The sequence below is a fragment of the Bacillus sp. FSL K6-0069 genome (genome assembly GCF_038007785.1).
Taxonomy (GTDB): Bacteria; Bacillota; Bacilli; order Bacillales; family Bacillaceae_G; genus Bacillus_A; species Bacillus_A mobilis.
Genome location: NZ_JBBOXN010000001.1, coordinates 4,786,855 through 4,801,881, shown reverse-complemented (window position 1 = coordinate 4,801,881; position 15,027 = coordinate 4,786,855). Strand labels below are relative to the sequence as shown.

The 15,027-nt window shown below is 35.1% G+C and carries 13 protein-coding genes and 1 pseudogene; 12 read left to right on the top strand and 2 right to left on the bottom strand.

Annotated features, from left to right (window positions below; translation table 11 throughout):
- Position 1: 1 nt before the first annotated feature.
- The gene (locus MHB74_RS24860) at positions 2–841 is read right to left on the bottom strand and encodes a D-alanyl-D-alanine carboxypeptidase family protein (protein ID WP_000831469.1); all 840 of its coding nucleotides are present in this window, start codon (positions 839–841) and stop codon (positions 2–4) included.
- Between the two features lie 97 nt (positions 842–938).
- Positions 939–1,085 carry a YuzL family protein gene (locus tag MHB74_RS24855; RefSeq protein ID WP_061678000.1) on the bottom strand — a complete coding sequence of 49 codons (147 nt, stop codon included), beginning with the start codon at positions 1,083–1,085 and terminating at the stop codon, positions 939–941.
- A gap of 237 nt (positions 1,086–1,322) precedes the next feature.
- On the opposite strand from MHB74_RS24855, the gene MHB74_RS24850 reads away from it, so the two are divergent.
- From MHB74_RS24850 to MHB74_RS24795, 12 genes and pseudogenes are all read left to right on the top strand, one after another.
- A complete protein-coding gene (locus MHB74_RS24850) occupies positions 1,323–3,704 on the top strand; it encodes a 3-hydroxyacyl-CoA dehydrogenase/enoyl-CoA hydratase family protein (protein WP_061678001.1) in 2,382 nt (793 codons plus the stop codon).
- Between the two features lie 21 nt (positions 3,705–3,725).
- Positions 3,726–4,898 (top strand): acetyl-CoA C-acetyltransferase, encoded by a 1,173-nt coding sequence (locus tag MHB74_RS24845; protein WP_001206343.1) that lies wholly within the window; start codon positions 3,726–3,728, stop codon positions 4,896–4,898.
- Positions 4,899–4,903: 5 nt separating this feature from the next.
- A complete protein-coding gene (locus tag MHB74_RS24840) occupies positions 4,904–5,140 on the top strand; it encodes a hypothetical protein (protein WP_061678002.1) in 237 nt (78 codons plus the stop codon).
- A gap of 98 nt (positions 5,141–5,238) precedes the next feature.
- A complete protein-coding gene (locus MHB74_RS24835; protein WP_061678003.1) occupies positions 5,239–7,023 on the top strand; it encodes an acyl-CoA dehydrogenase family protein in 1,785 nt (594 codons plus the stop codon).
- A gap of 122 nt (positions 7,024–7,145) precedes the next feature.
- Positions 7,146–7,549 (top strand): annotated as a pseudogene (locus MHB74_RS24830) (HTH domain-containing protein); the annotation flags it as partial.
- 750 nt (positions 7,550–8,299) lie between these two features.
- Positions 8,300–8,818 carry a DJ-1/PfpI family protein gene (locus MHB74_RS24825; protein ID WP_061678005.1) on the top strand — a complete coding sequence of 173 codons (519 nt, stop codon included), beginning with the start codon at positions 8,300–8,302 and terminating at the stop codon, positions 8,816–8,818.
- A 715-nt stretch (positions 8,819–9,533) separates the two neighbouring features.
- Complete coding sequence (locus MHB74_RS24820) at positions 9,534–9,920, top strand: methylglyoxal synthase (RefSeq protein WP_061678006.1); 387 nt, start codon at positions 9,534–9,536, stop codon at positions 9,918–9,920.
- 204 nt (positions 9,921–10,124) lie between these two features.
- Positions 10,125–12,011, top strand: a complete 1,887-nt coding sequence (gene asnB / locus MHB74_RS24815) for an asparagine synthase (glutamine-hydrolyzing) (protein ID WP_061678007.1) — start codon at positions 10,125–10,127, stop codon at positions 12,009–12,011.
- Positions 12,012–12,165: 154 nt separating this feature from the next.
- A complete protein-coding gene (locus tag MHB74_RS24810; RefSeq protein ID WP_061678008.1) occupies positions 12,166–12,870 on the top strand; it encodes a hypothetical protein in 705 nt (234 codons plus the stop codon).
- A gap of 298 nt (positions 12,871–13,168) precedes the next feature.
- Positions 13,169–14,083: a S8 family peptidase gene (locus tag MHB74_RS24805; RefSeq protein WP_270400889.1), complete on the top strand. Its 915-nt coding sequence runs from the start codon at positions 13,169–13,171 to the stop codon at positions 14,081–14,083.
- A gap of 20 nt (positions 14,084–14,103) precedes the next feature.
- Entirely contained in the window at positions 14,104–14,535 is a 432-nt protein-coding gene (locus MHB74_RS24800; protein ID WP_061678010.1) for a disulfide oxidoreductase, read from the top strand.
- Positions 14,532–14,993: a thioredoxin family protein gene (locus MHB74_RS24795; RefSeq protein WP_061678011.1), complete on the top strand. Its 462-nt coding sequence runs from the start codon at positions 14,532–14,534 to the stop codon at positions 14,991–14,993. Before MHB74_RS24800 ends, MHB74_RS24795 begins: the two co-directional genes overlap by 4 nt.
- Positions 14,994–15,027: the final 34 nt, after the last annotated feature.

Genomic DNA, 15,027 nt, shown 5'->3' with positions numbered 1-15,027 from the left:
GTTATTTTAATTGCTGAAATGCGTAATGTGCCATTTTTTTCGTATCAGGATATAGTTGCGTGCGAGTAGAAGATAATACAACATTAATGACGCGTTTACCGTCTTTTTCATCCACTGTTACGACCGTATATTTTCCGAGTGCTGATAGACCGCTTTTACTTCCAATTGCATATGGATCGTCATATAGTTCTTCTCGTCCATAGTTTGCGATGTTTGGAGAGCGTTCTGAAGTATGTAGAGTTGTACGTGTTGAATTCATATATTCTAAAACAACTGGGTACTTTAATGCTTCTTTCGTAATCATAGCAATGTCATATGGTGATACTTTATTTCCGAGTGCATCAGCGCCACTTGCGTTTTTGAAAGTTGCATGCTTTGTACCAAGTTCCTTCGCTCTAGCATTCATCATTTTTACAAATTCATTTTTTGATCCTGCGATATGTTCTGCGATGGATTCGGCTATTGGGTCTGCACTAATGATAAGCATCAGTTTTAATGCCTCATCACGCTTTAACTTTTCCCCAGCACGAAGTTTAATTTTCTTACTTTGACTTTCTGTTTTAATTGCGTTCTCTGTAATCGTAATTTCTTCATCTTCTTTTACATTCTCTAGTAAAAGAAGGGTTGTCATCATTTTGGCTATACTAGCCGGATAAGAGCGTTCGTCTTCTCGTTTTCCATACAAAATTTCACCTGTGTCTGCATCGATTGTAATGGCGTATTGTCCAGTGATGCTGGGTTGATCGGCTCTTACAGCTTGTTGTCTTTGGGCGTAAGAGAAGAAAATCATCCCTGTAAATAGTGTAGCAATCATTACAATCATAACTATTGTTCGTTTCATCATCGTTCCCTCTTTTGTTTTCCATATGTACAAATAAATTGGGCAGAAAAAGCAGCCATTACCCATTATGCCACGTTTTCTGCCCAAAAATATACCGTTATTTTTCGCCCATATTATGCTTCTTGTATTGCTGGTTATTACCTTGACGGCCCTTTTCCACAACGTGATTATGAGGACCTGCATTTCCGGTTACACTTGCTGCGCTAATTCCAGCTTTTGAAGGGTTCTTCTTAAGTTTTGCCATATATATTCCTCCAGTTTCGTCAGATTATAAAAAGGAAAAGTGTATTTGAGTGAAGAAAATACATACATATAGCATGGGCAAATAAAAGAAAAATATTTATTTCAGAAAATTTTATCAATAAATATATTGCGAAAATTCAAACTGTATCATATATTTATTAGTAGAGGCTCACTCATTGATTGCGACTTATGTCGAAAAATTGAATGAGCATTCATTCAAGAATAGGGGGAGAATTGGATGTTCCAAATTAAAAAGGCTGCTGTTCTAGGTTCAGGCGTAATGGGTTCAGGGATTGCGGCACACTTAGCTAATATTGGTATTCCGACATTATTGCTTGATATTGTACCACCTGCGCTAACAAAAGAAGAGGAAGCGAAGGGACTTACATTAGAACATAAAAGTGTGAGAAATCGTTTTAGTAATACGGCTGTACAAAAACTATTAAAGCAAAAACCAGCTCCTCTGACAGTGAAAGGAAATCTAGCACTGATTGAAGCAGGTAACTTAGAAGATGATCTTGAGCGTCTAGCTGATGTTGATTGGATTATTGAAGTAGTAGTTGAAAACTTAGATATTAAAAAGAAACTATTTGAAAAAGTAGATGCTGTTCGTAAACCGGGTTCTATTGTAAGCTCGAATACGTCAGGCATTTCAGTAGAAAAAATGGCAGAAGGTCGTTCAGACGACTTCCAGAAACACTTCTTAGGTACACACTTTTTTAACCCACCACGATATTTAAAACTTCTAGAGGTAATACCGACGAAAGAAACAGATCCACAAGTATTAAGCTTCATGAAATTATTTGGCGAAGACGTTCTTGGAAAAGGCGTTGTTATCGCAAAAGACACACCAAACTTTATTGGAAACCGCATCGGTACGTACGGTTTATTAGTAACTCTTCAAGAGATGATAAAACGCGGCTATAGCATTGGGGAAGTTGACTCTGTAACAGGCCCACTTATTGGTCGTCCGAAGAGCGCAACGTTCCGTACATTAGATGTTGTTGGTTTAGATACATTCGTACACGTTGCAAATAACGTATATGAAAACGTACAAGAAGAAGAGCGTGATGTATTTAAAGTACCAGCTTTCATGCATGACATGCTTGATAAAAAATGGCTTGGAAGCAAGACAGGTCAAGGCTTCTTCTTAAAACAAGGAAAAGAAATTTTAGAATTAAATCCTGAAACGATGGAATATGAAGCACGCAAAAAATTAAAAGCTGCATCTATCGAGTTAAGTAAACAAGAAAAAGGTTTATCGAATAAATTGAAAGCGCTTGTATATGCGAAAGACCGCGCAGGAGAGTTGTTATGGAATATCATTACACCGACTCTTTTATACTCTGCAAAACTTCATAAAGAAATTGCTGACGATATCGTTGCAATTGACCAAGCGATGAAGTGGGGCTTCGGCTGGGAGCAAGGACCATTTGAAGTTTGGGATGCAATCGGCGTTGAAAAGTCCGTTCAAAAGATGGAAGAAAACGGCGTAGTTGTTCCGACTTGGGTGAAAGAAATGGTAGAGAAAGGTTTCACTACTTTCTACAAACATGATAACGGAGATAGCTACTATTACGATAATGGCGAATATAAGCTAATCGAACGTAATAAAAAGGCAATTTCGCTTAAACAATTAAAAGCGAAAAATGGTGTATTAAAGAAAAATAGCGGAGCGAGCTTAATTGATTTAGGTGACGGCATCCTTTGCTTAGAATTCCATTCGAAGAGCAATGCAATTGGTATGGATATTACGCAAATGATTAACTACGCTGTTGATGAAGTAGAAAAGAATTATAAAGGTCTTGTTATCGGTAACCAATCGAAGAACTTCTGCGTTGGTGCGAACTTAGCGATGATCTTAATGGAAGCACAAGATGACAACTACTTTGAAATTGAGTGGGTTGTGAAAAACTTCCAAGATGCAATGACGAAAATTAAATACTCTTCTAAGCCAGTTGTAGCAGCTCCATATGGTATGACGCTTGGCGGAGGTACAGAAGTATGCTTACCAGCAGCGAGCATTCAAGCTTCTAGTGAAACATATATGGGCTTAGTAGAAGTTGGTGTTGGCTTAATCCCTGGCGGAGGCGGTAATAAAGAGCTATACATTAAACACTTAAACCAAATGCCAAACGGTGTAGAGTTTGATCTGCAAAAAGTTGCGAATAAAGTATTTGAATCTGTAGCGATGGCGAAAGTTTCTACATCAGCACAAGAAGCTGTAGCGAACAACTTCTTAGGCGATAAAGACGGTATTAGTGTGAATGGTGATCACTTACTATATGATGCGAAACAAAAAGCACTTTCTTTATATGAAGCGGGTTATAAAGCACCGATTCGCAAAAAGATACCAGTTGTTGGTGAAACAGGCTATGCAACGCTTGTACTTGGTGCAGAAGCAATGCATTTATCAGGTTACATTTCTGAACATGATCTTCACATTGCGAAGAAACTTGCATATGTCATTGCGGGCGGAAAAGTACCGTACGGAACAGAAGTTGATGAGCAGTATTTATTAGATGTAGAACGTGAAGCATTTATTAGCTTAGTAAGTGAGATGAAATCACAAGCAAGAATGCAGCACATGCTTGTAAAAGGAAAGCCATTACGTAACTAATAACGAGGGGAGATATCGTTCATGAGAGAAGCTGTCATTGTTGCGGGAGCAAGAACACCAATTGGAAAAGCAAAGAGGGGTTCATTAAAAACAGTTCGTCCTGACGATTTAGGGGCGTTAGTAGTAAAAGAAACGTTAAAGCGTGCGAATTATGAAGGACCAATCGATGATTTAATTTTCGGTTGTGCAATGCCAGAAGCAGAGCAAGGTTTAAATATGGCTCGTAATATCGGTGGATTAGCAGGACTTTCTTACGATGTTCCAGCTATTACGATTAACCGTTACTGTTCTTCAGGTTTACAAAGTATCGCTTACGGAGCAGAGCGCATTATGCTTGGTCATTCGGAAGCGGTATTATCAGGCGGAGCGGAATCAATGAGTTTAGTTCCGATGATGGGACACGTTGTTCGTCCGAATAGTCGCCTTGTAGAAGCGGCTCCAGAATATTATATGGGCATGGGACATACAGCAGAGCAAGTTGCTGTGAAATATGGAATTTCTCGTGAAGAGCAAGATGCATTTGCAGTAAGAAGTCATCAACGTGCTGCGAAAGCATTAGCTGCAGGTAACTTCGCTGATGAAACAGTATCTGTAGATGTAACGTTACGTACTGTTGGATCAAACAATAAACTGCAAGAAGAAACAATCATTTTCGCACAAGACGAAGGCGTAAGAGCAGAAACGACGCTAGACATTTTAGGTAAATTACGTCCAGCATTTAACGTTCGCGGTTCTGTAACAGCTGGTAACTCTTCACAAATGAGTGACGGTGCAGCATCTGTACTATTAATGGATCGTGAAAAAGCAGTGAGTGATGGAATGAAACCACTTGCGAAATTCCGTTCATTCGCAGTAGCTGGCGTACCACCAGAAGTAATGGGAATCGGTCCAATCGCAGCAATTCCAAAGGCGTTAAAATTAGCTGGCTTAGAGCTATCTGATATTGGCTTGTTCGAACTAAACGAAGCATTCGCTTCTCAATCGATCCAAGTTATTCGTGAACTTGGTTTAGATGAAGAAAAAGTAAACGTAAACGGCGGTGCAATCGCACTTGGACATCCACTTGGCTGTACAGGAGCAAAACTAACACTATCTCTTATTCACGAAATGAAACGCCGCAACCAACAATTCGGTATCGTAACAATGTGTATCGGCGGCGGAATGGGAGCAGCAGGAGTGTTTGAATTACTATAAAAAAAGTGGAAGCGGCTCGTTCAGAATGTGAGGGGGATGGAGCTTCAGACGTAGAGGCGCTCTTTGCCTCGCAGGAAGAAGCAAAGCCACCGAACATTCTAGCCGCTGGAACTGGATTAAAAAAAGTGGAAGTGGCTCGCTCAGAACAGGAGGGCGTTGGAAGCCCTGACGAAGAGGCGCTTTTTGCCTCACAGGAAGGGGTGAAACGACCGACTGTTTTAGCCACTGGAACTGGATTATGAAGAATGGAAGCGACAAAGGTTTATAAAAACAAAAGGGAGAGCTAGCTTCTTTCAAAATGAGAGAAGCAGCTCATGAAAATATGAAGGAGGAAATTTTCATGGAAAAAACAGTAGGAAGTGCGGTTAAAGGCGGTAGCTTTTTAGTTGATGAGATTACGATTGATCAAGTGTTTACGCCAGAAGATTTTTCATCTGAGCATAAAATGATTGCGAAAACGACAGAGGACTTTATCGTAAATGAAGTTCTTCCAGAGCTTGAATATTTAGAGCAACACGAGTTTGATCGTTCTGTTCGTCTTTTAAAAGAAGCTGGGGAACTTGGTTTATTAGGCGCTGACGTACCAGAAGAGTACGGCGGAATTGGCCTTGATAAAGTAAGCTCAGCGTTAATCGCAGAGAAATTCTCTCGCGCTGGTGGTTTTGCAATTACTCACGGTGCTCACGTAGGTATCGGATCGTTACCAATCGTGTTATTCGGTAACGAAGAGCAAAAGAAAAAGTATTTACCATTACTTGCAACTGGTGAAAAATTAGCTGCATACGCATTAACTGAGCCAGGTTCAGGATCTGACGCATTAGGCGCAAAAACAACTGCACGTTTAAATGCAGAAGGTACACATTACGTATTAAATGGTGAAAAGCAATGGATTACAAACTCTGCATTCGCTGACGTATTTATCGTATACGCAAAAATTGATGGAGAGCACTTCTCAGCATTTATCGTAGAGAAAGAATATGCTGGCGTATCTACAAGCCCAGAAGAAAAGAAAATGGGTATTAAATGTTCTTCAACTCGTACGTTGATTTTAGAAGATGCATTAGTACCGAAAGAGAACTTACTTGGTGAAATCGGTAAAGGTCATATTATCGCATTCAACATTTTAAATATCGGTCGTTATAAATTAGGTGTTGGTACAGTTGGATCTGCGAAACGTGCAGTAGAAATTTCAGCACAATATGCGAACCAACGTCAACAGTTCAAACAACCAATCGCTCGTTTCCCATTAATTCAAGAGAAACTTGCCAATATGGCAGCAAAAACATATGCAGCTGAAAGTTCTGTATACCGTACAGTAGGTTTATTCGAAAGCCGCATGAGCACATTATCTGAAGAAGAAGTAAAGGACGGTAAAGCAGTAGCAGCTTCTATCGCTGAATATGCAATCGAGTGCTCTTTAAATAAAGTATTCGGTTCTGAAGTATTAGATTATACAGTAGATGAAGGTGTTCAAATTCACGGTGGTTACGGATTTATGGCAGAGTACGAGATTGAAAGAATGTACCGCGATTCTCGTATTAACCGTATTTTCGAAGGAACGAACGAAATTAACCGCCTAATCGTACCAGGTACGTTCTTACGTAAAGCGATGAAAGGTGAATTACCACTTCTTCAAAAAGCACAAAAATTACAAGAAGAGTTAATGATGATGATGCCAGAAGAAGTAGGCGATGAGCCATTAGCACTTCAAAAATATTTAGTAACTAACGCGAAGAAAATCGGCTTAATGGTAGCTGGATTAGCTGCTCAAAAATACGGTAAAGCATTAGATAAAGAGCAAGAAGTTCTTGTGAATATCGCTGACATCGTAAGCAACCTATACGCAATGGAGTCAGCTGTTCTTCGTACAGAAAAAGCGATTAAAACAACTGGTCTTGAAAAGAATAAACAAAAAGTGTTATACACTGAAGTATTCTGCCAAGAAGCATTCAACGAAATCGAAGCAGATGCGAAAGAAACACTTATCGCAGTTGAAAACGGCGACATGCTGCGCATGATGTTATCATCATTACGTAAATTAACTCGCCACACACCACTTAACGTAATTCCGAAGAAACGTGAAATCGCTGCGAAAATTTTAGAAGATGAGCGTTACACAGTTTAATAAGTTGTAAAGAAAAGTAGTCGTATAAACTATACCTTATAGAATAGACATTTAAAAAGAGTCTATTCTATAGGGTATTTCTTGTATAATGAGAGAAAAATGAGAATCAGAGAAATTTCAAAATGACGAAAAAACTGTTTACAGAAAAAGAAGTTCAAGCCCTATCAAAAAATCGATACGTAAAATCAGTCAGTCAGAAAGGAATTATCGATACAGATGAATTCAAACGTATTTTTATTAAAGAAAATGAAAAAGGAAAACCACCTCGTATTATTTTTGAAGAATGTGGATTTGATATAGATGTCATCGGTCTGCAACGTGTTGTGTCATCAAGAAATAGCTGGAGTACCTCCTATAAGGAAAAGGGTATATTTGGTTTAAGGGATACACGTAAGGAAAACTCCGGAAGAAAGTGGAGAAAAGAACTTATATTAGAAGAGAAATATGCACGTTTGGAAGCGGAACGAAACGTATTAAAAGCTGAAAAAGCTCTGTTAAAAAAGATCAAAATTATGGAAGGGAGGATAGAGGACAATAAGGTGAATGTCCCAGAAGGTGTTATAGTGTGTTGTTCTTAAGAATTGCTTTCTATGAATAGGTAGTAATAAAGCCCCAACGTAGCGCTATGTTGAAGTTTTATTACATAGTGTTGAAACAACTTTCTTATTGATTTAATTTCTCAAGTTCTGAATCTAAAATATGTAATTGTTCAGCTGTTATTTGCTCTAATTTAGCTGTTGAATCGCTTTGTATGTAAGCTTCATTTCTTTCCTCTAAAAGAGGTAATTCATGTCCAATAGCAGTATGATCCTCTATGGTCCCACTACATTTCATAGCTTAAGGTAGATTTGTTTTCCTTGTTACTTAATAAATTATCCGCATAGTACATAATCCCTAAACGAACGAACCAATACTTTAGTTGTAAATTATAAAATGTATTCATTTCACTTCTTTGCACTAAATCCGATATTAAGAACATTTCTTTATATCTATTAAATAGAGAGTGAGCAGATTTGATGAATGATAGTATAAATTAAGTTAGTGCGCTAGGAATGTACTATTCCCCATATTATTCTTTAGATATTTGTAGCAGAACTATTTTTTATTAAACACATTATCATTACAAATGGTTTATTTCACTGACTATTTATAATGTTACGATAGTAACCTTTTGGTAACTACCTTACAAAAAAGTGCATTATTTACATGAATATAAATCAAAGGTAAGCTATATTTAGATTTAATAAAACACTTTACTTCAAGGGGGAAGCATATTATGAGTAAAAAAGCACTGTTTATTATACCACCAGACCGATTCAATGAAGATGAATTATTTCATCCAAAAGAAGTTTTGGAAAATGCAGGAATAGATGTGACTGTGGCGAGTACAATAACTGGTGAAATTAAAGGAGACTATAAAGGGAAAGTGACATCAAATGTTGTTTTTTCTGAAGTCCCATCTAATAACTATGATGTTATAGCTGTTATTGGGGGGTCTGGTACTATTGATCATCTATGGGAAAATCAAACGTTAATAGATTATCTACAACAAGCTTATAAGCAAAAAGTACTGGTAACGGGAATTTGTGCTGGATCTGTAGTGGTAGCTGAAACCGGTTTACTTTCTGGAAGGAAGGCAACATGTTATCCAGTAGATGTGATGATCAACGCTTTGAAGGATAATAATGTAGAGTATGTTGCACAACATGTTGTTTCTCACAAAGATATTATAACTAGTGATGGACCAGATGGAGCTATCAATTTCGGTGAAAGCATAGTTGAAATAATGAATTAGTTCCTTCATTAAAAAAATAAAGGAATGATTAGAAGATACCTTAGGGAATTTACATTTTAAGGTATCTTCTATAAAATGAATATTCTCATATCTAGTTGTTATGGATGATGTTAATTTTCTAATATTTTCTATATGAATATTTTACAAAATATTCATATAGAAAATATTTACAATAAAATACATTTTATGCTAATATAATGAATGTTAATTAAGTTAGTAAGTGTAATTAATAATCCTTTTTATGGAAATGAGGTCCTAGAATATAAAAATTATGGATAAGATAAATAGTTGATCGTTTCATATGGGTATGCTAGTTGTTTTTTTTAGAGAGAATTATCAGGCAATTCTAAACCGAAAAAAAATTGCGGATAAAAAAAGAATGTGAAATATGTAACTAAAGGATATAACAAGTGAAAAATTAATGGTACAAAAGGTATCGATTTCACAAGTGTAAACATAAACACTAGAATGAAATAGTTATAAAAATAAATCGTTATATAGCTGTTCAGTGTTTGTGATTTTGAATATTCTTTTAGTTATTCATGGGAACCTATTTGTAAAGTATACGTTTTTTAGTCTGAATCTATTATATGTAATACAATCTAATCCTCTTTAAATAACTTCAGTTATAAATATTTCATATTATAATTCTGAAACTATAAATATTATTTTGAAGTGAGTAAAAAGGATAGAGAAAAACTAGGGGGATTATTGGATGCGAATAGCACTTATTGCTCATGATAATATGAAAATAGAGATGGTACAACTTGCAACAAACTGCAAATTAACGTTAGAAAAGCATTTCTTATTTGCAACTGGAACAACTGGAAAAAAAATTAATGAAGCGACAGGCTTAGATATTACATGTCTTAAATCAGGTCCCTATGGTGGTGATCAGGAAATTGGTTCACTAATAACGAAGAATTCAATTGACTTTGTGATTTTTTTAAGAGATCCGCTAACTGCACATCCGCATGAACCCGACGTAGCAGCATTGATGAGATTGTGTGATGTATATAAAGTCCCACTTGCTACTAATATTGAGACTGCAAAAATACTTATTCATATGATAGAGCAAGTACCTATTTCAGTGGCAGGATGAATAGAAATTTCATCATAAATGATTACATGTATCTAGAAAAGAGTTTGTTTCGGAAATTAGATACAATTATTTGCTTGGCATAAACATCGCAGATTGGGAGAGATTAGACTTCGTTATATGAAAACGATTCTATTAAAAGTAGCGAAAAGTTTATATCCTATCTAATACAAATAAAAGAGTTAATACAGAAAGAGGAAAAATATTATGTGTGGTTTTGTAGGTTGTTTACATGAGAATTCAAGAGAATTTTCAACTAAAGAGATGATGCAATTTAAGGGAATGAATTCAATGATTCATCACCGAGGTCCTGACGATGAAGGATATTTCCGAGATGAACATGTACAATTAGGATTCCGTCGATTAAGTATTATAGACTTAGCGGCGGGTCATCAACCTCTTACTTATGAAAATGAACGATATGTTATTGTTTTCAATGGAGAAATTTATAATTATATTGAACTTCGAGAAATGCTTTTAAAGAAAGGTGCTACATTTTCAACACAATCAGATACAGAAGTGCTTATTGCACTATATGCACATGTGAAAGAAAAGTGTGTTGATTATTTACGTGGTATGTTTGCATTTATTATTTGGGATCGTGAGGAAAAACAATTATTTGGTGCACGTGATCATTTTGGTATTAAGCCATTATTTTTTGCTCAAGAAGAAGATACAATTTATTTTGCTTCTGAGAAAAAAAGTATCCTGCACATTTTGAAGGATAAAGGTGTGAATATCGCTTCTTTACAGCATTATTTTACATATCAATATGTACCAGAACCACAATCAATGAACGAAGATATTAATAAGCTTGAGCCAGGACACTATTTTATTAAAGAATCGGGGAAACCTATTTCCATTCATCGCTACTGGAAGCCATATTTTAATGCTTCTAAGGAAACTAAGGAAGAACATATTAATAACATTCGTAAAGTATTATACGATTCTGTAAATATGCATATGCGTAGTGATGTACCGGTTGGTGCTTTCTTGTCGGGTGGCATAGATTCTTCTATCATTGTCTCTATTGCAAGAGAATTAAATCCAAATCTACATACATTTTCTGTGGGGTTTGAACGTGAAGGTTTTAGTGAAGTTGATGTGGCACAGGAAACCGCAGAAAAACTCAATGTTCAAAATTATAGTGCACTGATAACACCGGAAGAATTTATGAAAGAATTTCCAAAGATAATGTGGCATATGGACGATCCATTAGCAGATCCAGCAGCTGTTCCTTTATATTTTGTAGCAAAAGAGGCACGTAAGCGTGCAAAAGTTGTTTTATCTGGTGAAGGTGCGGATGAACTATTTGGTGGTTACAATATTTATCGTGAGCCAAATTCATTAAAAATATTCCAATATATTCCATCGACTGGAAAGCGTGTTTTGAAAGCATTGAGTGGCGTTCTACAAGAAGATTTAAAGGGTAAGAATTTTCTCGTCCGTGGATGTACACCCATTGAAGAGCGATACTATGGGAATGCGAAAATTTTTAAAGAAAGTGAAAAAATAAAGTTTATGCAGCATTATAAAGATGCTATTAGTTATATGGATATTACAAGACCTCTTTACGATGAAATCAATTCCTACGATGATGTAAGTAAAATGCAGTATATTGATATGTTTACTTGGCTTCGTGGTGATATTCTTGTAAAAGCAGATAGAATGACATTAGCACATTCTTTAGAACTTCGTGTTCCTTTCTTAGATAAAGAAGTATTTGATGTTGCATCAAAAATTCCAACGAACTTGAAAATTGCAAATGGAACAACGAAAAATATTTTACGTGAAGCAGTAAAAGGAATTGTTCCTGATCATGTATTAAATCGTAAAAAACTAGGTTTCCCTGTTCCAATTCGACACTGGCTAAAGAATGAAATGTATGATTGGGCTGTAGAGATTATTAGTGAGAGTCAAACTGAACATCTAATTGATAAGAACTATGTTTTGAAGTTACTCGAGTCGCACTACGTTGGTAAAGGGGATTATAGTCGTAAAATCTGGACAGTTCTATCATTTATGGTATGGCATCAAATTTATATAGAACATAAATTCGATACAAATGCTTTTGCTGATGTTATAAAAATATAAATGTTTTATCGTTAAGGGGACCGTTGCATGTTCTTCAGGTTATATAGTGTTTTATTATGCAATGGATAATTAGTTTAGAAGTTTTTAATATTTCACGTCATCAATTTATATAACCATATATTTAGATGAAAAATTATAAAAGGGAGAGGTTTATATGTTTAAAAGATTTATTTCAGTATTAGTAGCTTTTAGTATGGCTCTAACATTTGGTTTTTCTTCATTTGTGGAAAGTGTAAGTGCAGAACAAACTGAACAAGTTACAGGGCTAGGAAGTCAATTTGAAGAAATGTCTAAGGATTTTGATAGCAAAACTAAAACAGTTAGTAAAAAGGTAGAAAAAGATTTAACTAATTTAGTAGAAAAAAAATTATCAGAGGGGAAAATTAAGCTTCAATCATTAGAAAATACTAAGTTGAATTTCTCTAAAGTTGTTGCTCGTACTCTAGAGAATGGTAACTATTTTGTGAAAGTATCGGTTAAAGGAGAAAGTGAGACTGAGAAGCTTAATGGTTTTTCCGTGATCTTCAATCAAAATAAAGAGGTAGTGTCAGTATTTGAAGTTAACTTAAATCAGTTAAATGAAGATACTGCTACTTTAAAAACATGGTCAAACGGCCAAGTGGTTACTGATGTAGTATTGGAAAAACCGGATGTTCAACCGCAGTGGTCATTCAGCTATTTCCAAGATTGTTTGAGCTCTCAAGGGGTTGCTTGGGCATTAGTTGCAGCTTTAGGATTTATTTGCGGTGGAGCTTGTGCGGCTACTGGTGGAGCAGCTTGTGCGCCATGTTTATATGGTGGATCTAGTATCACTGGTGGTACAATTGGATATTGCTTAGGAAAAGCTTTAAGAAAATAACAAGCAAAAAACTAATAGCTTTCTGCTTAAAAGCAGAAAGCTATTAGTTTTTCTTAGTAATTGTTTTCTAGTTTATCGATAAATGAATATAGAAGGGATTATTTAAAACATTCCCGGACCATCTATTAATAAAAAACATTACAGCAAATAATTAAGTTGAAATTTTGTGAGGATAATTAACTGCCGTCTTAATTCGAGTTTATTTCTTATGCAAATTAATATTACTTATTTATGTAATACAAAGTTTATAATATAAAGGGGATTTCACTATCATTTTAGCTACATATTTTTATCAGAGGTGATTGTTTTGAAAAAAAACAAGCTAGTAGTACTATTGTTAGTTATATTAACAGCATCTTTATTCGTATTTTATAAATATACAGATAGTAAAGGAATGTATGGTGAAACTGTAAAGGTAATTAATGCACAAGGAGAGCTTCCTTTTAAAGGGAAAACTCCTAAAATTGCTATTATTGATACAGGCGTTGATTCTAATAATAGATTTTTAAAAGATGCTAATTTAGAACAGTTTTTCTTAAGTAAGAATTCAAAAGTATCACAGCAATATCATGGCACTATGGTAACCGGAATTCTAATATCAAATGGAGATGGCTATACGGATCCAGGTGGATTGATACCTAAAGGAGAGATAATATCGATCCAATCGGGAACAGATATGGGAATGACTTCAAATGATTTGGCGAAAGCTATTGATCTATCAGTAGAAAAGGGTGCAAGGATTGTTAATATTAGTTCAGGGACGACTAAAAATAATGATTTATTAAAAAAATCGGTTAAGGATGCTTTATCTAAAGGAGTTATAATCATAGCTGCCAATGGTAATGATTCAACAAACTCAGTATATTATCCAGCTGCCTATCAGGGGGTTATTAGCGTTGGTGCTATTAACAAGGAAAAAAAATTAATTAATGCATCGGATATTGGAAAAGTAGATATATTTGCTCCGGGTGATGACATATTAACTACTCGAGTAGATCAAAAGAGTCAAAAAGGAATGTTTGGTGGTAATTCTGCGGCTGCTCCGATTGTTACAAGTGTTGTTGCTTATCTTTTATCAAATTATTCACAGGTTACATCTGAAAATATAAAGTCTATTCTTGTTAATAATTCAGAGGTAATAAAACAACAAAAACAAGAAGTGAAAATAATAAATGTAAAGAAAATAATAAATAATTTACCTGAAAAAGATTAATTACATCGAGGTGCTTTGTAATGGTAAGAAGAAACAGTGATCAATTATTATTTTTAATTTGGCTTATATCGTTGATCGCAACGATGGGGAGTTTATTTTTTTCAGAAATACTTGAATATGAACCTTGTAAATTGTGCTGGATACAAAGGGTTTTAATGTATCCAATTGCAGTAACTGGAGTTATTGCAACTATTAGAAAAGAGTATAATTATGTGATTTATGTACTTCCTTTATCGATATTAGGTATATTTTTTTCTGGTTATCATTATGGAATTCAAAAAGGCATTTTTCATATTAATACTGAAGGGTTTTGTGGAAGAGTACCATGCGTGGGACAATATATTAATTGGTTTAATTTCATTACAATTCCATTTCTTGCATTAACTGCATTCTCAATTATTTGTATATGTGCGTTATTGTTATATTTACAAAAGGTGGGGGAGGGGAAATGAAAAAAATCTTAATTACATTATTAATTATTGGTAGCTGTTTTATAGTTGCGTATTCAGTGGTGAAGAACATGGATAGTTACAGTGATAATAACCCATATCACAAAAAAGATATTCATAAAGCAACACGGGAACAATTAAAAGATCCATTGTATCAAAATATTATTTTACCCGAACAGTTAGATAATGAAATTAAAAATGGTAAAGATATTACTGTATATTTTTATAGTCCTACATGTGAACATTGTAAAAAGGTAACACCAATTGTATCTCCTATATCAAAAAAAATCGGGGTAGAATTGAAGCAGTTAAACCTACTTGAGTATGAAGAAGGATGGGATAAGTATGGTGTAGTTGGAACTCCGACGATAATCCATTTTAGTAACGGAAAGGAAAAAGATAGGATTATGGGGATTAATAGTAAAAGTGAATTTGAGGAATGGTTTAAACACAAAAAATAAGATTGTTAGTTTTGATATATTCAATATAAAATTG

Excerpts from the sequence above, each read along its gene's own strand:
- MHB74_RS24860 (WP_000831469.1), bottom strand. The coding sequence starts at position 841 with ATGAAACGAACAATAGTTATGATTGTAATGATTGCTACACTATTTACA.
- MHB74_RS24855 (WP_061678000.1), bottom strand. The coding sequence starts at position 1,085 with ATGGCAAAACTTAAGAAGAACCCTTCAAAAGCTGGAATTAGCGCAGCA.
- MHB74_RS24850 (WP_061678001.1), top strand. The coding sequence starts at position 1,323 with ATGTTCCAAATTAAAAAGGCTGCTGTTCTAGGTTCAGGCGTAATGGGT.
- MHB74_RS24845 (WP_001206343.1), top strand. The coding sequence starts at position 3,726 with ATGAGAGAAGCTGTCATTGTTGCGGGAGCAAGAACACCAATTGGAAAA.
- MHB74_RS24835 (WP_061678003.1), top strand. The coding sequence starts at position 5,239 with ATGGAAAAAACAGTAGGAAGTGCGGTTAAAGGCGGTAGCTTTTTAGTT.
- MHB74_RS24825 (WP_061678005.1), top strand. The coding sequence starts at position 8,300 with ATGAGTAAAAAAGCACTGTTTATTATACCACCAGACCGATTCAATGAA.
- MHB74_RS24820 (WP_061678006.1), top strand. The coding sequence starts at position 9,534 with ATGCGAATAGCACTTATTGCTCATGATAATATGAAAATAGAGATGGTA.
- asnB (WP_061678007.1), top strand. The coding sequence starts at position 10,125 with ATGTGTGGTTTTGTAGGTTGTTTACATGAGAATTCAAGAGAATTTTCA.
- MHB74_RS24810 (WP_061678008.1), top strand. The coding sequence starts at position 12,166 with ATGTTTAAAAGATTTATTTCAGTATTAGTAGCTTTTAGTATGGCTCTA.
- MHB74_RS24800 (WP_061678010.1), top strand. The coding sequence starts at position 14,104 with ATGGTAAGAAGAAACAGTGATCAATTATTATTTTTAATTTGGCTTATA.
- MHB74_RS24795 (WP_061678011.1), top strand. The coding sequence starts at position 14,532 with ATGAAAAAAATCTTAATTACATTATTAATTATTGGTAGCTGTTTTATA.